Origin of the sequence: Hydrogenothermus marinus (genome assembly GCF_003688665.1) — a bacterium.
Taxonomy (GTDB): Bacteria; Aquificota; Aquificia; order Aquificales; family Hydrogenothermaceae; genus Hydrogenothermus; species Hydrogenothermus marinus.
In genome coordinates this window covers 143,298-166,808 of record NZ_REFO01000013.1, presented here as the reverse complement: position 1 = coordinate 166,808, position 23,511 = coordinate 143,298, and the positions used below count along the sequence as shown (strand labels likewise).

25 protein-coding genes are annotated in these 23,511 nt (G+C 26.3%); all 25 read left to right on the top strand.

Annotation, left to right across the window (positions count from 1 at the left end):
- Positions 1 to 9 precede the first annotated feature (9 nt).
- Positions 10 to 2,316, top strand: a complete 2,307-nt coding sequence (locus tag CLV39_RS06915) for an endonuclease MutS2 (RefSeq protein WP_121923508.1) — start codon at positions 10 to 12, stop codon at positions 2,314 to 2,316.
- A 69-nt stretch (positions 2,317 to 2,385) separates the two neighbouring features.
- Positions 2,386 to 2,781: a Fur family transcriptional regulator gene (locus tag CLV39_RS06910; RefSeq protein WP_211325082.1), complete on the top strand. Its 396-nt coding sequence runs from the start codon at positions 2,386 to 2,388 to the stop codon at positions 2,779 to 2,781.
- An 8-nt stretch (positions 2,782 to 2,789) separates the two neighbouring features.
- The gene (locus tag CLV39_RS06905; protein WP_121923507.1) at positions 2,790 to 3,383 is read left to right on the top strand and encodes a sulfite oxidase-like oxidoreductase; all 594 of its coding nucleotides are present in this window, start codon (positions 2,790 to 2,792) and stop codon (positions 3,381 to 3,383) included.
- The gene (locus tag CLV39_RS06900) at positions 3,356 to 3,787 is read left to right on the top strand and encodes a hypothetical protein (protein WP_121923506.1); all 432 of its coding nucleotides are present in this window, start codon (positions 3,356 to 3,358) and stop codon (positions 3,785 to 3,787) included. Before CLV39_RS06905 ends, CLV39_RS06900 begins: the two co-directional genes overlap by 28 nt.
- A gap of 95 nt (positions 3,788 to 3,882) precedes the next feature.
- The gene (locus CLV39_RS06895) at positions 3,883 to 5,319 is read left to right on the top strand and encodes an SLBB domain-containing protein (protein ID WP_121923505.1); all 1,437 of its coding nucleotides are present in this window, start codon (positions 3,883 to 3,885) and stop codon (positions 5,317 to 5,319) included.
- 9 nt (positions 5,320 to 5,328) lie between these two features.
- Positions 5,329 to 6,525, top strand: coding sequence for an SLBB domain-containing protein (locus CLV39_RS08865; protein ID WP_121923504.1), 1,197 nt, complete (start codon positions 5,329 to 5,331; stop codon positions 6,523 to 6,525).
- Between the two features lie 3 nt (positions 6,526 to 6,528).
- A complete protein-coding gene (locus CLV39_RS06885; RefSeq protein WP_121923503.1) occupies positions 6,529 to 7,923 on the top strand; it encodes a capsule assembly Wzi family protein in 1,395 nt (464 codons plus the stop codon).
- 9 nt (positions 7,924 to 7,932) lie between these two features.
- Positions 7,933 to 9,117, top strand: coding sequence for a GumC family protein (locus tag CLV39_RS06880; RefSeq protein ID WP_121923502.1), 1,185 nt, complete (start codon positions 7,933 to 7,935; stop codon positions 9,115 to 9,117).
- 10 nt (positions 9,118 to 9,127) lie between these two features.
- Positions 9,128 to 9,346, top strand: a complete 219-nt coding sequence (locus CLV39_RS06875; RefSeq protein ID WP_121923501.1) for a hypothetical protein — start codon at positions 9,128 to 9,130, stop codon at positions 9,344 to 9,346.
- Between the two features lie 16 nt (positions 9,347 to 9,362).
- Complete coding sequence (locus CLV39_RS06870; protein WP_121923500.1) at positions 9,363 to 9,731, top strand: PIN domain-containing protein; 369 nt, start codon at positions 9,363 to 9,365, stop codon at positions 9,729 to 9,731.
- A gap of 26 nt (positions 9,732 to 9,757) precedes the next feature.
- The gene (locus CLV39_RS06865) at positions 9,758 to 10,066 is read left to right on the top strand and encodes a nucleotidyltransferase domain-containing protein (RefSeq protein ID WP_121923499.1); all 309 of its coding nucleotides are present in this window, start codon (positions 9,758 to 9,760) and stop codon (positions 10,064 to 10,066) included.
- Positions 10,063 to 10,515: a hypothetical protein gene (locus tag CLV39_RS06860; protein ID WP_121923498.1), complete on the top strand. Its 453-nt coding sequence runs from the start codon at positions 10,063 to 10,065 to the stop codon at positions 10,513 to 10,515. The genes CLV39_RS06865 and CLV39_RS06860 overlap by 4 nt, the downstream gene beginning before the upstream one ends.
- A 13-nt stretch (positions 10,516 to 10,528) precedes the next feature.
- Positions 10,529 to 11,590 (top strand): ATP-binding protein, encoded by a 1,062-nt coding sequence (locus CLV39_RS06855; protein ID WP_121923497.1) that lies wholly within the window; start codon positions 10,529 to 10,531, stop codon positions 11,588 to 11,590.
- 17 nt (positions 11,591 to 11,607) lie between these two features.
- The gene (rfbA, locus tag CLV39_RS06850; RefSeq protein WP_121923496.1) at positions 11,608 to 12,483 is read left to right on the top strand and encodes a glucose-1-phosphate thymidylyltransferase RfbA; all 876 of its coding nucleotides are present in this window, start codon (positions 11,608 to 11,610) and stop codon (positions 12,481 to 12,483) included.
- Positions 12,476 to 13,678: an L-2-hydroxyglutarate oxidase gene (gene lhgO, locus CLV39_RS06845; RefSeq protein WP_121923495.1), complete on the top strand. Its 1,203-nt coding sequence runs from the start codon at positions 12,476 to 12,478 to the stop codon at positions 13,676 to 13,678. Before rfbA ends, lhgO begins: the two co-directional genes overlap by 8 nt.
- Before the next feature lie 9 nt (positions 13,679 to 13,687).
- Entirely contained in the window at positions 13,688 to 14,248 is a 561-nt protein-coding gene (rfbC, locus tag CLV39_RS06840; protein ID WP_121923494.1) for a dTDP-4-dehydrorhamnose 3,5-epimerase, read from the top strand.
- A gap of 22 nt (positions 14,249 to 14,270) precedes the next feature.
- On the top strand, positions 14,271 to 15,320 hold the full coding sequence (locus tag CLV39_RS06835; RefSeq protein WP_121923493.1) for an NAD-dependent epimerase/dehydratase family protein: 1,050 nt from the start codon (positions 14,271 to 14,273) through the stop codon (positions 15,318 to 15,320).
- A gap of 10 nt (positions 15,321 to 15,330) precedes the next feature.
- Entirely contained in the window at positions 15,331 to 16,173 is an 843-nt protein-coding gene (rfbD, locus tag CLV39_RS06830; RefSeq protein ID WP_121923492.1) for a dTDP-4-dehydrorhamnose reductase, read from the top strand.
- 42 nt (positions 16,174 to 16,215) lie between these two features.
- Entirely contained in the window at positions 16,216 to 17,007 is a 792-nt protein-coding gene (cysQ, locus tag CLV39_RS06825; RefSeq protein ID WP_121923491.1) for a 3'(2'),5'-bisphosphate nucleotidase CysQ, read from the top strand.
- The gene (locus CLV39_RS06820; RefSeq protein ID WP_121923490.1) at positions 16,997 to 18,766 is read left to right on the top strand and encodes an SLC13 family permease; all 1,770 of its coding nucleotides are present in this window, start codon (positions 16,997 to 16,999) and stop codon (positions 18,764 to 18,766) included. Before cysQ ends, CLV39_RS06820 begins: the two co-directional genes overlap by 11 nt.
- Positions 18,766 to 19,371 (top strand): adenylyl-sulfate kinase, encoded by a 606-nt coding sequence (gene cysC / locus CLV39_RS06815; RefSeq protein ID WP_121923489.1) that lies wholly within the window; start codon positions 18,766 to 18,768, stop codon positions 19,369 to 19,371. The genes CLV39_RS06820 and cysC overlap by 1 nt, the downstream gene beginning before the upstream one ends.
- A 10-nt stretch (positions 19,372 to 19,381) precedes the next feature.
- Positions 19,382 to 20,536: a sulfate adenylyltransferase gene (gene sat, locus CLV39_RS06810; RefSeq protein WP_121923488.1), complete on the top strand. Its 1,155-nt coding sequence runs from the start codon at positions 19,382 to 19,384 to the stop codon at positions 20,534 to 20,536.
- The gene (locus CLV39_RS06805; protein WP_121923487.1) at positions 20,537 to 21,904 is read left to right on the top strand and encodes a flippase; all 1,368 of its coding nucleotides are present in this window, start codon (positions 20,537 to 20,539) and stop codon (positions 21,902 to 21,904) included.
- Complete coding sequence (locus CLV39_RS06800) at positions 21,904 to 22,794, top strand: sulfotransferase family protein (protein WP_121923486.1); 891 nt, start codon at positions 21,904 to 21,906, stop codon at positions 22,792 to 22,794. Before CLV39_RS06805 ends, CLV39_RS06800 begins: the two co-directional genes overlap by 1 nt.
- A 250-nt stretch (positions 22,795 to 23,044) precedes the next feature.
- Complete coding sequence (locus CLV39_RS08695; protein ID WP_211325081.1) at positions 23,045 to 23,332, top strand: glycosyltransferase family 2 protein; 288 nt, start codon at positions 23,045 to 23,047, stop codon at positions 23,330 to 23,332.
- The last annotated feature ends 179 nt before the right edge of the window (positions 23,333 to 23,511 follow it).

Sequence of the window (23,511 nt, the reverse complement as noted above, 5' to 3'; positions counted from 1 at the left end):
AGAGGTAAAATGAGACAAAAAGATTTACAGCTTTTAGAATATCCAAAATTTTTAGAAGACATATCTAAATTTACTTTAAATGAAAAAACAAAAAATAAGATAAAATCTTTAAAACCATTAACAGATAAAGAAAAAATTCAAAAAAAACATAAAAAAGTTGATGAATTTATCCTAATTGTTCTTAAAGAAGGATATTTTCCTTTATCAGAATATCCAGATATAGAAGAAAGTTTAAAACTTTTGGCTATAGAGGAAAGTATTTTATCTCCTCATGAAATACTAAATATTTCTAAGCTTTTAAACATATCAAGACAGATAAAAAATTTTTTTTCAGGAAAATTATCAAAAGAAAATAGCCTATTTTATTTATATAAAAAACTTTTTTCATCAAAAGATACTGAAAATATTATAAATGATAGTATAGATGAAGCAGGATATATAAAAGATAGTGCAAGTAGAGACCTAAAAAGAATAAGAAAAGATATAAAAGAGCTTGAACATAAAATTACAAATATTTTAGAAAGTATTTTAAATAATCCAAATTATGAAGATATAATTCAAGAAAGAATTATCACAATAAGAAAGGATAGATATGTTATTCCTGTAAAAGAAAATTTTTCATCAAAAATAAAAGGTATTATCCATGACAGGTCATCTTCAGGGCATACTATATTTTTAGAACCAATATCTATTTTAGAGTTAAATAATAAACTTTCTGATTTAAAAATAAAAGAAAGAATAGAAATAAGAAAAATACTAAAGTTTTTAACTGATATTTTAAGAACAAAACAAAAAAATATCCAAAGCACATTTGAAGCAGTAATAGAGTTTGATTATCTATATACTATATACAAATATGCAAAAGAAACTGATGCAAAACTACCAAAAATCTCAGATAGATTATACTTAAAAAATGCAAAACATCCTTTATTCTTATTAGAAGGTAAAGATTTTAAACCTATAGATTTAATTATTAATGAAAAACAAAAAGGACTTGTAATTACAGGGCCAAACACTGGTGGAAAAACAGTAGCTTTAAAAACAACAGGACTACTTGCTTTAATTTATCAAACAGGACTTCCAATCCCAGTTTCTGAAGAAAGCGAAATACCAATTTTTGATGGAATATATATAGATATAGGAGATTTTCAAAGTATTCAACAAGATTTATCAACATACTCATGGCATATATCAAATATAAAAGATATACTTTCAAAGGTAGATAGTAAATCATTAGTTTTACTTGATGAATTAATTCCAGGTACAGATCCAGATGAAGGTTCAGCTATTGGAATAGGAATACTTAAATATTTAAAAAATAAAAACAGTTATGTGATAGCCACATCCCATTTTAAACAGATAAAAATGTTTGCCCTTTCAGATAATTATTTTAATGTTGCATCTGTAGGATTTGATAAAGAAACTCTTACACCAACATATACTCTTTATTATAACTCTGTTGGAAATAGTATGGCTTTTTATATAGCAAAAAGACTTGGATTTAATGAAAAGATTTTAGAAGATGCAAAAAGCTATCTAAAAGAAGATAGTATAAAACTTGAAGAAGCAATAGAAAAATTAGAGCAGTTTAAAGAAAAATATTATAAAGAACATCAAAAATATTTAGAAATTAATCAAAAACTAAAAGAAGAAAAAGAAAAGTATGAAAAGTTAAATGAAGAACTTGAAAGAATCAAAAAAGAAAAATGGAAAGAAAGTTTAAAAGAGATAAATGAATTTGTAAAAAATGTAAAAAAAGAAGGATATTCAATACTTGAAAATCTAAAAGAAAAACAATCAGGGAAAAATATAGAAATTTTTGGAAAAAATGTAAAAGAAAAGATATCCCAATTTTCAGAAGAAGATACAGAAATTCCTTTAATAGATATTGGAGATAAAGTAAAGATAAAAGGCAAAAATACTATTGGTGAAGTAATATCTGTTAGAGAAACGAAAGCAAATGTTAATTTTAATGGCCTTAAAATATGGGTACCTTTAAAAGATTTAGAAAAGGTAGAAGAAATAACTTCAAAGAAAAAGATGAAATTTTCTATAAAAAAAGGGAAACCTTCTGTAAAAAATGAGATAAATCTTATAGGAATGACAAAAGAAGAAGCTATAAAAAAATTATCTGATTATTTAGATAAAGCAGTTTTAGCAGGATATAGTAGAATACGAATTATACATGGATATGGTTCAGGAGTTTTAAGAAAAGCAGTTAGAGAATATCTTGATATAGCCCCTTATAATATATCTTATAAAGATGCAGATTATCAAGAAGGTGGAATGGGAGTTACAATAGCAGAAATTAAATGATAATTATTATTGAAAATAAAATTCTATTAAATATAATAGTATAGTTAATCTTCATTTGAGGTAAAAGAAATGAATAATATAAAAAGAAGAAATACAAAACAAAGAGCTATTATATATGATATAGTTGCATCTACAAATAGTCATCCTACAGCAGACTGGATTTATGAAAAAGCAAAAAAAGTAATACCAAATATAAGTCTTGGTACTGTTTATAGAAATCTTCATATTCTAAAGGAAGAAGAAAAAATAATAGAGATTAACGATGGAAAACAAAGTAGGTTTGATGCAAGAATAGATAAACATTATCATTTTAAATGTTTATCATGTGGTAATATATATGATATAGAAAAAGAAGATGTTTTGGACATTAAAGATATAAATTTAAGTAATAAAGGATTTGATGTGTTAGATGCTTCTATAACATTAACAGGTATTTGTCCAAGCTGTAAAAAGGAAAATAACTAAAGGATATTATGAAGAAAATAGTAAGCCCAATAAATTTTAGAGAAGATAGACTACCACCAGGTCAACACTGGGTTGACCATTTAATAGTGCTTGATATAGCAGGACCACCTTCTAATATAGATTTGAATAAATATAGATTTAAAATATTTGGAGAAGTTGAAGAAGAAAAAATATTAACTTGGGATGATATTTTAGATTTAGAGCCAGTAGAACTTAAAGCAGATTTTCATTGCGTTACAAGATGGAGCTGTAAAGATGTAGTTTGGCAAGGTTTTCATGTAAACGAAATAAAAAAATTAGTAAAAATAAATCCTGATGTAAAAGCAGTTATGGTTCATTCTCTTGATGGATATACAACAAATATTCCAATAGAATACTTTTTTGATGAAGATGTGATATTTGCATATAAATTATTTGAAAAACCAATTCCTGCTGATAATGGTTATCCCTTAAGATTAATTGTTCCTAAACTTTATTCATGGAAAAGTGCAAAATTTGTTTCAGGAATAGAATTCCTAAAAGAAGATATACCCGGTTTTTGGGAACAAAGAGGCTATCATATGAGAGGAGATCCATGGAAAGAAGAAAGATACTCAGTCTAATTTTAATTTTTACATTCTTTTTTAGTAGTATAAAAGCTCAAGAAAACAAGAACTGCGATTCTTATTTAGCATCTTATCCAGATATAATCAAAGTAGTTTTAGACAACAAAGATAATTTAGATCTTTCTCAAGAACAGATGGAATCAATAGAGTCAGCAATAAGCACTTATGAGCCTATGATACTTGAAAGAAAAAAACAGATAAATCAACTTCAAGAAAAACTAAATAAACTAATTTTAGAAGGTGGAAAATCTGAAGATATAAAACAGATAATATTAAAACTTGCCCAGTTAAAAGCGGAAAATTTAGTACTAAAAATAAAAGAAATAAGAGAAGTACAGAACAGCTTAACAGAAAGTCAGTATAAGAAAATTCTTTCTTTAATAGAGGCAAAGAAGATATAAGTTGGTTTTTTATATACAAGTATTTTTGACTTTTTCTTTATGAAAAGTTTAGAATATATATCTGTTTGATGAAAAATAAAAATAGAGGATAACTAATGGGGAAGCTTTTTTACAGTTTATTTATATCTACATTTATTATTATTTTTTCCTATGCAGCTTCATCTACAATGTCTGGAACTTCTGTTCAAGGAACTGCTACTCAAGGTATAATTTCTACTCAATCAGAATCTTCAGTAGGTGGAACAACTAACTCTGAATCAGGTTCTCAATCTCAGCAAGCAGAAGAGATTCAAAATAGTGAAACACAGCAAGAAATTGAAAATTTAAAAGAACAATATATACAAAAAGAAGTTCAAGGAATATCTACTCAAGTTTCAGATATTGAAAGTTTATATATGTCTAAAATAGGCCTTTCTAAAGTAAAGGGAAGATTAAGACAATTTGGATATAATTTTTTTAAAGGATATAAAGTTACAGGCTTAACTTCTGTTGGAGATAAATATATACTTGGGCCAGGAGATTTTTTATTACTATACATATGGGGGGATCCTGTTGATATTTTAGGATTAAATGGCTTTTATAGATTAGTTATTGATAGAGAAGGAAAAGTATTTATACCTCATCTTGGAGTATTTTATGTTTGGGGGCTTTCAGTAGCTAAAGCTAAAAATTTATTTTATGATTTTTTCAAGAAAAAATTTAAAAATTTTCAAATAGAGCTTTCCCTTGGAAAACTAAGAACATTTCCAGTATATGTTTCAGGATTTGTAAATAAACCTTCTGTTGTTCAGGTTACAGGAATAAATACTGTACTTGATGCTTTGGCCTTAGCAGGAGGAATAAGTAAAAATGGTTCTTTAAGGAATATTATATTAAGAAGGGCTACAGGAGAAAAACAGAAAATAGATTTATATGATCTATTAGTAGAAGGAAAACCTATAAATATTACAGTAAAGCAAGGAGATTCTATTTATGTAGGACCAATAGGAAAAACTGCTGCAATTTATGGAGAAGTAAAGAGACCTGCTATTTATGAACTAAAAGAAAATGCAACAATAAATGATTTAATAAAACTTGCTGGAGGTCTTAATCCTTCTGCTTATGAATATAATGTAAAGTTATATAGATATGAAAACAATCAATTAATCATAAAAGATGGAAGTTTAAAAGATAAAAAATTTATGGAAAGTTATATAAAAGATGGTGATTTAATAAAAATAGAAGAGATAAAAAATATTATTGAAAATAAGGTTGAAATAAAAGGCCATATAAAATATCCTTCTATTTATTCTATAAATGAAGTTAACACACTAAGAAAAGCAATAAAATTAGCAGGATTTTTAGATGATACAAATCTTTATTATGCAGAAATTATTAGAAAACAAAAAAGTGGTAATTATAAAGTTATAGAATTTAAACCTATAGATATTCTAAACAATAAAAAAGATATAAAATTAAAACCTCTTGATACCGTTGTATTTTATCCGGAATTTATTTATAAACCTATAAAAATATCTGGAGAAATAAAATAAGGTAAAGTAATTCCATATTATGAAGGAATAACATTACTTGATGTACTTAGAGATGTAAAATTTAAGGAAAAACCAAGATATTTAAAAGCTGTTATTTTTAGAGAAAATAATAATAAAGAGGGATATAAAGAGTATCCTACATATAAAAATCAAAATCTTTTAAATAAGAATAATTTAATAACGAACAGTATAAATAAAAGGTTTATTGCAGAAAATAATCAAAATTTTATCGATAAAAATTTAGGCTTAAAAGATCAATATGATAATTCTTACTTTACTAAAAAAGAAAAGAAAGTAGTTTATTTATACGATTTATTAATAAAAGGAAGTAAGGAAGAAAATATAACTTTAAAGGAAGGTGATTCTATCTTAATAAAAAAAGTAGAAAATACAGAAAAAGATAAAACAGTAACTATTCTCGGAGAAGTAAATAGACCAGGAATATATAAGTATAAATCAGGTATGAGATTATATGATCTTATATTAGAAGCAGGTGGTTATACAGAAGATGCATATCCAAAGGCATTAATATTTATAAGAGAAAGTGCTAAAAAACTACAACAAGAGCAATTACAAGCTTCAATTCTCAGTATGGAAGAAAGTTTATCTAAAAGTTCTGAAGGTTTAGAAGCGGCTGGAGCAACTGCTGAAGAACAAGCACTTGCAAAAATGTATATAGAAAAACAAAAAAGATTATTAAATATAATAAAACAAAAAGCAAAATTAGGACTTGGTAGAGTTGCTCTTGATATCCCAAACTCTCTTGAAGAATTGAAATATTCAAAAGATAATATCCAGCTTCAAGATGGGGATTTTATTTATATCCCAGCAAAACCTAATTATATACTAGTTCTTGGGGATGTTTATAATCAAATATCTTTACCTTACAGAAAAGATTTTACAGTTGAAGACTATCTTAAAGAAGTTGGTGGAGCGAAAGAAAATGCTAAAGAAGATGATATTTATATAATAAAAGCAAATGGAAGAGTAGTTTCAAAAAGAAATTTTGATAGCTCATTTATAAAATGGCAAGATGATAAACTTTATATAAAGCAAGATTTTTATTCAATGAAATTAGAGCAAGGAGATACTATAGTTGTTCCAACAGAACTTAAAATTCCTGTAATGTGGAGACCTCTTTTAAGAGATATTACCCAGATTATATTCCAGTCTATATCTACTGCAGTTCTTGCTAAGAGGTTATAATTTATGAAGAAGATAGTATTTACTGGATTTGCTTTTTTTTCTATAGCTAATGCTCATCCTCTTTTAAATATAAATGTTGATGATTATGAGTTTTATGAAAAGCTTGAATCTGCAAAGAATTCTAATAAACTCATTTTATCTATAAAGCCTATAAGTAATATATTTTCATCAGAAAAAGGTGGTTGGTATATAAAACCAATAAACAATATAACTACAAAAATATATTATACAAATGCAGATAATCTTTTGCTGGAAGGACAATCAGGAATAAGTTTAAAAAAAGGCTTAAATGCTTTCTTTTATGAAGATGGATATATATCTTTTGGTAAAAATTTAGTTTCTTATTACCAACTTAGACAAGATTTAAATAAGGATACAAAACAAGGAAATTTATTTAGAGGTTATATAAAATACAAAATAGGAAAATTTTCAATAGAAGCTGGAAGAGATAATGTCAACTGGGGACCGGGAGAATATGGGTTGATATTATCAAACAATACTTATCCTTTTCCTTTAATAAAGCTTGATACAGAGCAACCTTTAAAATTTTGGGGAAAATGGAGATTTACTATATTAAACGGATGGCTACAAGAAAAAAGAAAAGATTTTTCTAATCCAAAATTATTAGGATTAAGAGTGGTTTGGAAACCAGCAGACTGGATAGAATTAGGTGGTTCCAAAACAACTATGTATGGAGGAGATGGAAGACCTTCTTATAAACTTACAGATTATCCTGAACTTATATTTTCTTCAAGAGATAATATACCAGGAGATAAATTTGATAATGATTCAAGGGCTGCTTATGATATTTCCATATTTTTACCTTTTAAATCTTTTAATATATTTAAAATTTATTATGTAGAAGCTGGAGATGATATTCATGCTATTTGGCAAAAAGAAGATAGAGGGAAATTAGTAGGTAGATTTCCTTTTATTTTTATGCTATTAGATCCATTATATCAAGCAGGAGTTTTAATTTCTAAAAATAATCATAGTTTGAGAGTTGAATATGTTAAAACAGATTATAGATCATATATACATCATTGGTATAATTATGAAGGTTATACCTATAAAGGATTTTCTCTTGGATATCCTTATGGTAGAGATGTAGAATCATTTTTAATTAAGTATATTTATGATTCTAAGAAAAATTATAGAATAAAAACACAACTTGGCTATTATAAACAACCTGTTAAAACAGGCGATATAAAATCAAAAACATATTATGGATTTGTAGAGTTTTCTTACCTGTTAAGGAAAAATATAGAAATATCCCCATATTTTAGGATAGACAAAAAGGACAATATTGATGAAAATCCTTTACCTACTCAGTTTGATATAACGAATAAAAATAAAACCTTTATAACTGTAGGACTATCAGCAAGTATTAATTTTTAAGAGGTAAAAATGGAAGAAAAAAATATAAATTATCAGCAACCTTGTTATGAAGAAGATGAAATAGATTTATATGAGCTTTGGCAAACTATAAAAAAAAGAAAAAAGTTAATCATAGGACTTTTTTTATCTATAACCATTCTTACAGGAATATTCAGTTTTATAATGACTCCAATATATCGTTCAGAAAGTGCAATAATGCCAATATCAAGTGAATCTTCTCCACTTGGCAATTTGGCAGGTCTTGCAGCAATGGCAGGTGTTTCTGTAGGCGGTGGAGAAGATAGTGCAAAGATAGTAGCTATATTAAATAGTAGAGATATAAAAGAAAGAGTAATAAAAAAGTTAAATCTAATTCCAGTTTTATTAGAAGATGAAATTCCAGAAGATAGAAATCCAATGAATGTAGCAGTGGAAACCTTAGATGATATGGTATCTATTTCAGAAGATAAAAAAACAGGTGTAATAAATATAAATGTTGATTATAAAGATCCAAAGCTTGCACAGAAAATAGCAAATACTTACATAGATGAACTTCATAAAATAATGAATGAAAAAAATCTTACTGTTGCTAAATTTAATAGAATAGAGTTAGAAAAACAGCTTAAAGATCAAGAGGAAAAACTAAAAAAATTAGAAAATAAACTTGCTGAGTTTCAGAAAAAAACAAAAATTTTATCTCCAGAGGATCAATTGTCAGGAGTGATGGATTTATATTCAAATCTTATATCTCAAAAAATGAAACTACTTGTACAACTAAGATCTTTAGAATCAGCTTTTTCTGCAAATAATCCAAGAATTAAAACATTAAAAAGTCAGATAAAAGCAGTAGATAAAGAAATTAAAAATATAGAAGAAAAAACAAATATAGGAGCTTTACCTTCTCTTTCTCAAGCTCCAGAGAAAATGGTAGAGTATTCAAATATAATGAGAGATTTAAAAGTAGCTCAGACTGTTTATGAAACCCTTGTAAAGATGTATGAACAGGCAAAACTTCAAGAAGCAAAAGAAAATATATATGTAGAAATAATAGACCCACCATCATTACCAGATAAACCTGTAAAACCAAAGAAAAAATTGATGGTAGCAGTTGCAGGGATAACATCTTTAATACTTGGAATATTTTTAGCATTCTTTTTAGAATGGCTGGAAGGTATAAAAAATAGAAATAAATTAAATGAAGCTAAAACTGAGTAAGGAGTTAACTATGAAAACAGAAGAATATAAAATAGACCTTGAAAAACTTTCAGAAGAAGCAAGAAAAAGCTTAATAGATTTTTATGAGTATTTAATAGATAAATATAAAAAAGAAGAAAAAAAGATAAAATTAATAAAACTATTTGAAAATATTGAAGGTGTTTTACCTGAAAATTATAAATTTAATAGGGAAGAGATTCATGATAGAGAAAGTTTTCATAGATTCTAATATTTTAATCTATTAAATTACGAAAAATTCTATAAAAGGAGATATAGCAAGAAAACTTTTAATAGAAAAAATAGATAATATCATAATTAGTTCTCAAGTAATTAATGAGTTTATAAATGTTTGCATTAAAAAGAATATCTTGCCTATGGAAGATACATTTAAATATGCTGAAGAGTTTCTGAATATATTTGATTTTAAAGTAATTACTAAAGAAAGTATAAAATTAGCAATGAATATAAAAAGAAAATACAAATACTCTTATTGGGATAGTCTAATTTTAGCATCTGCTTTAGAAAATAATTGTTCAATTTGTTATTCTGAAGATATGCAAGATGGACAATTAGTAGAAGATAAGTTAAAAATTGTAAATCCATTTAAATCATAAAATGCATTTTTAGGAATTTTAATATTATGGAAATTTCAAAAGATAAAAATATTAGATTGACCAAAGATGAAATTTTAAAAATAAAATCCATTATTTTGTCTTTTGATCCAAAAGCAGAAATTATTCTATTTGGAAGTAGAACAGATACAAATAAAAAAGGTGGAGATATTGATATTCTTGTAATATCTGATAAAATTGATTATAAAAAAAGAAGAAAAATCAGAGTTGAACTTTTAAAGTTATTTGGAGATAGAAAAATAGATTTAATAATAACTCCTAACCCATCAAAAAGTGTTTTTACTGAATTGTCATATAAATATGGAGTAAAACTTTGAATTTAGAAGAAAGAAGAAAGCTCTTTTGTGAAAACTTTAGATTATTAAAGAAAAATATACACTGGTTTAAAAAATCATTAGAAAAAACTAAACAGATTAAAGATATTAAAAATGTTAATGAAGAACAGCTTGGAACTATGGAAGTTTTAGCAAGTAGATATTCAAGAAGTATTGATATTTTAATTAATAAACTGTTAAGAAGTTTAGATTATTTAGAATTTGAAGATATATCAAGAAAGTTAGATATTATAATAAGAGCAGAAAAAAGGGGATTTGTAAAAGATTTTAATATATTAATAGAAATGAAAGATTTAAGAAATGAGCTTGCACATGAATACATAGAAGAAAATTTTAAGGAAAAAGTTAAGGAAATCATAGAGAAAAGTAAAGAGCTTATTGAGATTATAAACAAGATAGAAGATTATGTAAAAAAATATAAATATTGTTAATGAAGGCAGGGAAATGCTAATTAAACAGTTTAGAGGAGTAGATTTTATAAATAGGGAAAAAGAGATAGATTTTTTTCTGAGTTATTTTAAACAAAAACCTGAAAGAGTATTGTGGGTTTATGGACCAAAAAGTTCAGGTAAGACTACCTTAATTGAGTATATTATAGAAGAGATATTAGCAAAAAACAGCGAATATTACATAAGATATATAAATTTTAGAGGTATATTAGTATATAGCTATGATACTTTTTTAGATGCGATATTAGAAGAAAAAGATGAAGAAGAAACACAAACAGAATTAAATAGAAATTACAATTTATTTAATGTATTTAAATTAGAAGCAAAAACTTTAAAAAAGATAAAGAAAAGAAAAAAAAATCTATTTAATTATCTTTTAGAGGAATTTCAAAAAACAGGTAAGAAAAACATATTTATTATTGACGAAATCCAAACACTACAAGATATATACATAAACGGAGAAAGAGAATTACTAAATGAGTTTTTAAATTTTTGTGTTAGATTAACAAAGGAAACCCATTTATCACATGTAGTTATATCAACAAGTAATACTATATTTCAAAATCAGATATATAACACTGCGAAAATGAAAGCAACAAGTGATTTTAAATTGGTAGATCATTTAGGATATAAAGATATAGAAGAATGGCTTTTAAGCAAAGATTTAGGATTTACTAAAGAAGATATAAAATTAATTTATGATTATCTTGGTGGTAGTGTTGCTTATATTAAAAAATTAATAGATTTTAGGAATATGTATCCTTCATTAAAAGAGCAGTTAGAAGAAATGGCTGAAATTGCAAAAAATGAGATTCTTTTTGAAAGAAATAAGAATTTAACTGATAAGGAATATAACATTTTTTTAGAAATTGCTAAGAATATAGTAGATAAAGGATATTATATCTTAGATGAAAAAGATGAACTTAAAAGAAAAGAGATATATAAAGTTATTGAAAGATTTTGCGAAGTAGAAATCCTATTTTTTGATCCAATTAAAAATATTACAAAAGCCAATAGTAGAATTTATGTAAAAGCTTTTGAAAAATTATTAAAATAACTATAAATGGAGGTTTTATGAAAGCAGTAATACTTGCAGGTGGAAGTGGAACAAGATTATATCCTGTTACAATAGCAACTAATAAGCATTTTTTACCTATATATAACAAACCGATGATTTATTATCCTTTATCCTTAGTTATGCTCCTTGGTATAAAAGATGTTTTATTTATTATAAATCCTGAAGATTTAGAAAATTTTAAAAAACTTTTTAAAGATGGTTCTCATCTTGGAATGAATATAGATTATAAAATCCAAGAAAAACCTAATGGCCTTGCTGAAGGTTTAATTCTTGCAGAAGATTTTATAGGAAATGATAATATCTGTTATATGCTTGGAGATAATATCTTTTTTGGCCATGATATTGTAAAAATAATGAAAGAAGCAAAAGAAGAAATAGAAAAAAATGGTGGTGCGTATGTTTTTGGATACTATGTAAAAGATCCAGAAAGATTTGGGATTGTAGAATTTGATGAAAAAGGAAATGTTTTATCTCTTGAAGAAAAACCAAAAAATCCAAAATCAAATTATGCAGTTGTTGGAATGTACTTTTATGATAATAAAGCAGTGCAGATAGCTAAAAATATAAAACCATCAGATAGAGGAGAACTTGAAATAACATCAGTTAATGAAGAATATCTAAGACAAAATAAATTAAAGGTTAAACTTCTTGGTAGAGGTTTTGCTTGGTTTGATGCAGGAACCCATGATAGCTTTTTAGAAGCAGGTGAGTTTATAGAAACTATTGAAAACAAAACAGGTTTAATGGTTGGCTGTATAGAGGAGATAGCTTATAGAAATGGTTGGATATCTAAGGAAGAGCTTTTAAAACTTGCAGAGCCTTTAAAGAAAACTGGCTATGGACAATACTTAGTAGGTTTAGCTAATGAATAAAGAAAAAAGTTATGACTTTATAATTATTGGAGCAGGAATAATAGGTTTGACTATAGCAAAAAATTTAAAGCAAAAATATTCTGATAGTAAAATAGCAATAATAGAAAAAGAATCTGAAATAGGGTTTCATAGTAGTGGTAGAAATAGTGGTGTTTTACATGCTGGATTTTATTATACTGCTGATTCTTTAAAAGCTAAATTTACTAAAGAAGGTTGTTTATATTGGCGAAACTATTGTGAAAAAAATAAGCTAAAAATTAATAAATGTGGAAAAGTGGTTGTTTGTAAAAATGAAGGGGAACTTGAAACTTTGTATGAATTAAAAAATAGAGGTGATAAAAATGGTGTGCCTCTTGAAGTTATAAATGAAAAAGAATTAAGTAATTATGAACCAAATGCAAAAACATTTAAAAAAGCTTTATGGTCACCATTAACGGCAACAATTGATCCAAAAGAAATATTATCTAATCTTAAATATAATTTAGAGAAAGAAGGAGTAGATTTTTATTTTAATACTTCATACAAGTATAGAATTGATGAAAAAAGTATAAAAGCAGGAAACTTTATTTTTAAATATGAAAAATTAATCAATGCATCGGGTCTTTATGCAGATAGCATAGCAAAAGATTTTGGATTTTCTAAAGATTACATAATTATACCTTTTAAAGGAGTGTATTTAGAATATACTGGTAATGATAAACCAATAAAAACAAATATATATCCTGTTCCAAATATAAAGAATCCTTTTTTAGGAGTTCATTATACTATCAAAGTTGATGGAACAATCAAAATTGGTCCAACAGCAATTCCTGCTTTTTGGAGAGAAAATTATAAAGGTTTAGATAGATTTAAATTAAATGAGTTTTTACAGATTATTACTTGGGAAACAAAACTTTTTTTAACAAATGCTTTTGGATTTAGAAGTTTAGCATTAGAAGAAATAAAAAAATACAATAAAAACTATTTAATTGATCAAGCTATTAGTTTAGTGAAAAAAATAGATAAAAGTAAATTTACCAAATGGGGAAAACCTGGAATTAGAGCGCAGCTTTTAAATATTAAAACAAAAGAGCTTGTCCAAGATTTTGTAGTTGAAGGTGATAAATATTCCGTTCATATATTAAATGCCGTTTCGCCAGCTTTTACTGCAAGTTATCCATTTACTAAATGGATTGTTCAAAATTATATAAATTAGGAGGATTCTATGGGAAAATTTAAAAAATTAGAAACAAAATTAAAAGGAGTTTATATCTTAGAACCAACTGTTTTTAAAGATCATAGAGGATTTTTTATGGAAAGTTATAATAAAAAAGACTTTGAAGAGATTGGATTACACTATGAATTAGTTCAGGATAATCATTCTTTAAGTATAGAAGCAGGAGTATTAAGAGGTCTTCATTTTCAATTAAATCCTAAAGCACAAACAAAAATTGTTAGATGTTTAAAAGGAGCTATATATGATGTAGTAGTAGATATTAGGAAAGGTAGTCCTACCTTTGGTAAATGGATAAGTGCCATATTAACCGCAGATAATAAAAGACAGATTGTAGTTCCAAAAGGTTTTGCACATGCTATTTTGACACTTGTTCCAAATACAGAAATTTTATATAAGGTTGATGAATATTATTCGCCTGAACATGATAGATCAATAAGATGGAATGATCCAGATTTAAATATCTCATGGCCTGTATCTAATCCTATTTTATCTGAAAAAGATGCAAATGCACCATTTTTAAAAGATATTTTAAATGAAATAAACTTTTAATATCAAAAGGAGGTTTAAATAAATGGAAACAGTTTTAGTAACAGGTGCTGGAGGTTATATAGGAACAGTACTTGTACCAAAGTTATTAAAAAAAGGATATAAAGTTAAGGCTATAGATAGATACTTTTTTGGTAAAGAAAAATTACCTAAGAATGAAAATTTAGAAATAATAAAAGAAGATACGAGAAAATTAAATGAGGATTTATTTAAAGATGTTGATTATGTTATAGATTTAGTGGCAATATCAAATGACCCTTCAGGAGAACTTTTTAATGAAGCAACATTGCAGATAAATTATGAATCAAGAGTAAGAACAGCAAAGTTATCAAAAAAATATGGAGTAAAAAGATATATTCTTCCTTCAAGCTGTAGCATATATGGTTTTCAAGAAGATATAGTAGATGAAACATCACCTACAAATCCATTAACAACTTATGCAAAAGCAAATGAAAAAGCAGAACAAAATATATTACCTTTAGCAGATGATAATTTTGTAGTAACTGTTATGAGACAGTCAACTGTTTTTGGATATAGTCCAAGAATGAGATTTGATCTTGCAATAAACGGTATGACTTATGGGGCATGGAAAACTGGTAAGTTACCATTAATGAGAGATGGAAGTCAATATAGACCTATGGTTCATGTTCAAGATACTACTGATGTAATGATACTGCTTTTAACAGCAGATAAAGAAAAGATAAATGGCCAAATATTTAATGTTGGTGGTGATGATTTAAATTATCAGATAGGAAAACTTGGTGAAATAGTTGCAAAAACTGTAGAAAACGAAACAGGAAAAAAAGTAGAAATAGAATGGTATGGAGATCCGGATCATAGAAGTTATAGAGTTTCATTTAAAAAAATAAAAAAAATATTAGGTTGGGAACCAAAATGGAATGCTGAATCAGGAGTTAAAGAGATTGTATCAAAATTAGAAAAAGGAGAAGTAGATAAGACAACAGAAACAATCACTTTGAATTGGTATAAAGAGTTAGAAAAATGGTTCAATATTATTGAGGAATTAAAAATGTATGGTGGAATATTAAATATAGATGTAGATAAAATTTTATAAGAGGAAAAAGATGAAGTATCTTATATTAGGTAAAGATGGACAATTATCAAGAGAGTTTATTAAGAAATTAGAAAATAAAAAAGAAAATTTTAAAGCATTTAATCATAAAGAATGCGATATATCAGATTTAAATAAAGTTTTACAAGTAGTAGATGATTATAAACCAGATATAATTTTAAACTGTGCCGCTTATAATTTAGTAGATTTAGCAGAAAAGAATTTTTTTGATGCATATAAAACAAATGCATTAGGAGTAAAAAATCTACTTTTAGCATCAGAAAAGCAAAATGCTTTTTTAATTACTTATTCAACAGATTATGTATTTGATGGAACAAAAGAAAATGGCTTATATACAGAAGAAGATGAAACAAATCCACTAAATGAGTATGGAAAAAGCAAACTTACAGGAGAAAAATGGATTTTAGAATCAAGCTATGAAAAATTTTTAATATTTAGGACAAGCTGGGTATATGGAGAAGGAAAACAAAATTTTATATATAAACTTTTACAATGGGCTAAAAATAATGAATATCTAAAAATAGCTTATGATGAAATATCTGTGCCAACATCTACAAAAACTATTGTAGAAATAACTTTAAAAGCAATAGAAAATAGATTAACAGGTTTATATCATCTAACAAACTCAGGGTATGCTTCAAGATATGAATGGGCAAAAAAGGTTTTTGATATAAAAAATATAAATAAATTTATAAAACCGGTTTCTTCAGAAATATTTAATCTACCTGCAAAAAGGCCTAAATTTTCAGCTATGAGCAATGAAAAGATAAAATATTTATTAAATATAGAAATAAAAAATTGGGAAGAAGAGTTAGAAGAAGTTTTAGTGTTATAAAAATACTATTAGAAATAAGATAATACAAGGAGATATTAAAAATTGATTAAAAGTCTAATATCTATAGCTAAAAAAGCAGGAGAAGAGATTTTAGAAATTTATAATAAAGATTTTGAGATAGAATATAAAGATGATAAATCTCCTCTTACTGAAGCAGACAAAAAAGCTCATAAAATTATAAAAAATGGTTTATCTGAAATTTCGGATTTTCCAGTTTTAAGTGAAGAAGGGAAAGAAATACCTTCTAAAGATAGGAAAAATTGGGAATATTTTTGGATGGTTGATCCTTTAGATGGAACAAAAGAATTTATTAAAAAAAATGGGGAGTTTACTGTAAATATAGCTTTAATACATAAAAATAAACCTATATTAGGAGTAGTTTATGCTCCTGTTTTAGATATAATGTATTATGGTGATATAGAAAATGGTGGATATAAAATAGAAAAAGGAAAAAAAGAAAAACTTCCTTTAAAAAAACAAAAAAAAGATACAGTTTCCGTTGTTATGAGCAAATCTCATTTAAATGAAGAAACTTCTAAATTTGTAAAGAGTTTAAAGAAATATTTTAAAAATATAGAAGCAGTATCTATAGGTTCTTCTTTAAAGATATGTCTTGTAGCAGAAGGAAAAGCAGATATATATCCAAGATTAGCTCCTACTATGGAATGGGATACAGCAGCTGCACATGCAGTTCTTAATGCAGTAGGTGGTAAAATCATTAAATATGAAGATTCTTTTTCTTTATCTAAAACAAAAAATTATCCTGAAATAAGTTATAATAAGGAAAATTTATTAAATCCCTATTTTATAGCTATAAGGTCTGATGTCTTTTGAAATATTAATTTTATTATTTGTATTAACATTTCTTATAATAGCTCTTTATTTTGAAAAATTTCATCCTGCTGCTACATTTACAATAGCAGTAGCTATTCTTGTAGTTACAGGAATATTATCTCCAAAAGATGCATTATTAGGATTTTCTAATCCAAGTATTGCAATAATAATATTACTTTTAGTTATAAGCAATATTATACATAAAATAGGAGTTATAAATATTTACTTTTCTAAGATTTTAAAAGAAAATATTAGCTATAAATCTTTTTTATCCAAGATGTTTTTGACAACATCAGCTTTATCTTCTTTCCTAAATAATACACCTATTGTTGCTATGCTTATTCCTTATGTATATCAATGGAGTAAAAAAAATAACATATCTCCTTCTAAACTTCTTATCCCATTGTCTTACGCTGCAATATTAGGTGGAACTATAACTTTAATAGGTACATCAACAAATCTAATTGTAAATGGTCTTGCAGTTGAAAGTGGTTTAAAATCTTTACATATTTTAGATTTTGCGTGGGTAGGCATTCCTACAACAGTTATTGGATTTTTATATATCTATTTTGTTGGTCATAAATTACTTCCAAATAGAAAAGATATATTAGATACATTTTTAGAAAATAAGAAAGAGTATTTAGTAGAAACTGTAATAAAAGAAGATTCTAAAATTGTAGGTAAAACAGTAAAAGATGCGAAACTTAGAAATCTGAAAGGTTTATTTTTAGTTGAGATAATTAGAGATCAAAACAAAATATCTCCTGTTTCTCCAGATGAAGTTTTAGAAAAAAATGATATTTTGATTTTTGCAGGTCAGGTAGATTCTATAACAGAGTTAATATCTTCAGATATTGGATTATCAATACCAGATATATGTATTGTAAATGGTGAGAAAACAGATATTGTAGAAGTTGTTATTTCAAATAATTCATATCTTATAAATAAAAAAGTTAAAGATACAGATTTTAGAGCAAAATATGATGCTGCCATTTTAGCAGTCCATAGAAATGGTGAAAAACTTTCAGGAAAAATAGGAGATATTATACTAAAAGCAGGTGATGTTTTATTAATTGTAGCAGGAAAAGATTTTTGGAAAAGAACAGAAGATACAACCGATTTTTATCCAGTTTCAAAAGTAAAAGAGATTTTTAATATAGATATAAAAAAAGCTAATTTAATATTATTAGGATTTATTTCTATAATACTTTTATCTATTTTTCATTTCATAAATCTTTTTTCAGGTCTTCTTTTATTTATTTCAGCTCTAATATTTTTTAGAATTACTACGTATTCAGAGGTAAGAAAAGGTTTAGATCTAAATCTAATTATTATTGCTGCATTATCTTTAGCTATTGGTAAAGCTATGATTATTACCAATTTATCAGATATAATCTCAAAAGGGATAATATCTGCTTTTTCGGTTTTTGGAATTGTAGGAGCTTTGATAGGTGTTTATTTATTAGCAAATATTCTTACAGAGTTTATTACAAATATAGCAGCAGCATCTATAACTTTTCCAGTAGCTTTATCTTTAGCAAAACATTTATCTATAGATCCAACTGCTTTTATTTTAGCAGTGGCTTTTGGGGCATCTGCAAGTTTTATAACACCAATAGGTTATCAAACAAATATTATGGTATATGCAGTAGGAAACTACAAATTTAAGGATTTTTTAATAGTTGGTTTACCTTTATCTATATTATACAGTATAATATGTATTTCAATACTTTATTTAGTCTTTATAAGGGGGATTTAATGCAACAAAAGGAAGAAAGATTTATTATTCCACATAAAGGAAATATTACTAAAGAAGATAGACAAAGACAAAAAGGGCATAAATCCGCTATTTTATGGTTTACAGGGCTTTCTGGGAGCGGTAAATCTACTCTTGCCCATGCAGTAGAAGAAAAGCTTTTTGAAAGGGGAATAAATACTTATGTTTTAGATGGAGACAATATAAGAACAGGTTTAAATAAAGATTTAGGATTTTCAGCAGAAGATAGAGAAGAAAATATAAGAAGAATTGGTGAAGTTGCTAAACTTTTTGTTGATGCAGGTATAATTACTTTGACTGCTTTTATATCTCCGTACAGAAAAGATAGAAATTTTGTAAGAAATTTAGTAGAGGAAGATGAGTTCATAGAGATATATGTAAAATGTCCTCTTGAAGTTTGTGAACAAAGAGATGTAAAAGGTTTGTACAAAAAAGCAAGACAAGGAATAATAAAAAACTTTACAGGAATAGATGATCCTTATGAGGAACCTGAAAATCCAGAAATAGTTGTTGAAACAGATAAAATGAGTTTAGAAGAGTCTGTAAAAAAAATAATAGATTATTTAGAAAATAAGAAAATTATTTAGGAGGAAATTTATGTTAAACCCACATGGAGGAAAATTAATAAATAAAATAGCAACAGAAGAAGAAAAAAAGGAACTTATAGAAAAAGCAAAAAGCTTAAAAAAAATAGTGATAGCCGATAGATATGTAAGCGATTGTGAAATGATAGCAAATGGAGGATTTTCTCCTTTAAATGGATTTATGACTAAGGAAGATGCAGAAGAAGTTATAAATAATATCCATCTAAAAAATGGTCTTCTATGGTCAATTCCTATAGTTTTACCATTACCAGAAGATATTTATAAAGATTTAAAATTAGGAGATGAGATAGCTTTATATGATAAAAATGAAAGATTAATAGCGATTATGGTTATAGAAGATAAATTTAATCTTGATCTTGAAAATTACTGTAAAAATGTATTTAAAACTACAGATATAGAACATCCAGGTGTAAAAGTTGTTAAAAATGCAGGTAATAACTTTATAGGTGGAGAGATAATAAGACTTATAAACAGACCTTTAAGAGAAGGTATTGATGAGAAATACTACTTAGATCCTTCACAAGTAAGAGAAAATATAAAAAAGAAAGGATGGAAAAAGGTAGTAGCCTTTCAAACAAGAAACCCAATCCATAGAGCACATGAATACATAATAAAAACAGCATTGGAACCAATGGATGGAGTTATGATTCATCCATTAGTTGGAGAAACAAAACCAGATGATATTCCTGCAGATGTAAGAATGAGATGTTATGAAACATTAATAGATAACTACTTTAATAAAGAAAAAGTACATTTATCAGTATTACCTGCATCAATGCATTACGCAGGACCAAGAGAAGCAGTACATCATATGCTAATGAGAAAAAATTATGGTGCTACACATATGATAATAGGAAGGGATCATGCAGGAGTTGGAGATTATTATGGAACATATGAAGCACAGGAGTTTGTAGAGCAGTTTATAGATGAGCTTGAAATACAGCCTTTAAAATTTGAACACTCTTTTTACTGCAAAAAATGTGAGAATATGGCTTCAGCAAAAACATGTCCTCATCCAAAAGAGGATCATATTCATTTAAGTGGAACAAAAGTAAGAGCAATGTTAAGGGAAGGTAAAAGGCCTCCTAAGGAGTTTTCAAGACCTGAAGTTGCAGATATACTTATTGAGTGGGCTAAGAATTTATAGATGATAGCAAAATTAAAAGATAAATTAAATAAAGATATACATTTAAAAGAGCTTTTAAAAGGCTCTTCTATAGCTTTTGTCATAAAAGTTTTAGGTTTAATTGCCGGATATATATTTACTTTGATAATTACTAGAGGCTATGGTGCAGAAGCAATGGGTATATTTGCTCTTTCTTTTACAGTCCTTCAAATTGCTTCTGTGGTAGGAAGAGTTGGAATGGATACTGCACTTTTAAGATTTGTTGCAGAGTATTCTTCTCAAGGTAAGTGGGATATAGTAAAGGATATTTATAAAAAAGCTATAAAACTTGTTATTCCTATTTCTTTAATATTATCTATATTAGTTTTTTTATTATCTCCTTATATTGCAGAATATATATTTCATAAACCGTATTTATTTAAATACTTTCAGATAGTTTCTATAGGAATTTTGCCTTTTGTTTTACTGTATATTCATACAGAAAGCATAAGAGGACTAAAAAAGATAAAAGAGTATATGTTTTTACAACAGGCAGGGATTTTTATACTTTCTTCAATTATACTTGGACTAATAACATTTTTTATTTATAAAAACTTTTTACATATAAGGGATATTAGTCAAATACCTTTATTAGTGTTTATCTTTTCTATAATTATTATCTCTATAACAGCATATTTTTTATGGATAAAATTTATACAAAAAAGACAAGAACAGAAAATAGATAAAGAAAAATTATCTTATGCTAAAATTTTACATGTTTCTATCCCAATGCTATTTTCAAGCTCTTTAGCATTAATTATGGGATGGACAGATACCATAATGCTTGGGATGTTTAGAACAGAAGAAGAAGTAGGGATATATAATGTAGCATTAAGATTAGCAACAGTAACAAGCATAACATTGATGGCTATAAATACAATAGCTGCCCCAAAGTTTGCAGAATTTTGGGGTAAAAAAGATATAGAAGGACTTTCAAAAGTAGCTCAACAATCAACTAAAATTGTATTTTGGACATCTTTTCCAATATTGATTATATTTTTAATTTTTCCAAAGCAAATTTTAGATATATTTGGTGAGGAATTTAAAGCAGGAGCTTTGGCTTTGATAGTATTAACTATAGGACAGTTTGTAAATGCAGTTGCTGGGAGTGTTGGATATATTTTAGATATGACGGGCAATCAAAAATTTGTTCAAAATATAATATTTATAGGAGCTTTACTTAACATAATTCTTAACTATTTATTAATTCCAATTTTTGGAATTTTAGGTGCCGCTATAGCAAGTGCAATAAGTATGATTTTTTGGAACTTTATGTTTTCAATTAAGGTAAAATATATATTAAAAACATGGATTTTTTATCCAAGATTATATAAAAGGAGAAAATTTTGATGAAAATACCTAATTTTTTTATTGTAGGAGCAGGTAAGGCAGGCACAACTTCGTTATATTATTATTTTAAACAACACCCAGATATTTATATGAGTCCAATAAAGGAACCTAATTATTTTGCAAAAGATACAGATATTAATGAATTTATTAAAAGACATAAAGGAGTAAACACATTTATAAAAGATTTTAATGAATATATTCAATTGTTTAAGGATAGAAAAAAAGAAAAAGTTGTAGGAGAAGCAAGTGTTAGTTATTTGTATTCTAAAGTTGCTGCGGCGGAAATTTTTAAATACAATCCTAATGCAAAAATACTAATAATTTTGAGAGATCCAATAGAAAGAGCATTTTCTCAATATTTAATGAATTTAATGATAGGATTAACAACAGAAAAAAATTTCATAAAAGAGGTTGTTAATGATTATAAAAATTCAAAAGGAATTTTGGGTAGTGCATATTTATATATAGAATTTGGGCTTTATTATGAACAAGTAAAAAGATATTTAGATATATTCCCTAAAAAAAATGTAAAAATTTTGCTTTTTGAAGATTTAAAGAATAATCTTGAAAACACTTTAAAGAATATATTTGTTTTCCTTGATGTTGATAGTAATGTAAAGATAGATATTACTCCACAAAATCCTAGTTATGTTCCTCGTATACCTCCTTCTATAAATAAGTTTATCTTAAAGTGGGGTAGAAATTTGAAGCCCATAATTCCTTCAAATTTTTGGAATGAATTCAAGAATTTTTATAGAAAAATATTTTTTGAGAATCAGAAACCTGTTTTAAGTGAGAAGGATAGAAAATATTTGCTTCCTTTTTTTGAACAAGATATTAAAAAAACACAAGAATTGATACAAAGAGATCTTAGTAGTTGGTTAAAATAAATGTTGGATAGTACTATTAATTTAATTATTTTTAATATGATAATTTTCTTTTATCTGTTATATTTTTCAGATTATCAAAAATAGAATTTTTTTCTTTTAATCCAATTTCTTTATTTTTTTATTTGTATTTTGTATATGTTATATTTGCCCAAAATTTAATATTGATATCTTTTTTTAAGCAAGTGATTGATAGTGCTTTAAGGGAAGGTGTGTCAAATCACGAGGCAAGAGACGGTTAAGGAGTTAAAATATGAATAAAAAAGTATATATAATCATTTTAAACTATAACGGCTGGGCAGATACGATAGAGTGTTTAGAGAGTGTTTTAAGAAATGATTATCCAAATTATCAAGTTATTGTTGTGGATAATGATTCTCCTAATAATTCAATGGAATATATCAAAGCTTGGGCTGAAGGAAAACTTGATGTTTGGGTGAAACCTAATCATTCGCTAAGATATCTATCTCATCCTCCAATTAAAAAGCCAATTCCTTATGTTTATTACAACCGTGAAGAAGCAGAAAAAGGGGATAAATAGATAGAAGAAACCTTGAATAATAAAATCTTTAATAGAATTACGAATAAATTCCAGAGATTTTGCAGCAAAAAATAATATTAGAATAAAATATGCTATAGCTAAAGATGATTTAAATATATTTGGTTGCTTAATAATGATGTAATTATTGATAAAAAGGTTTTATATAATTTAATTGAAAA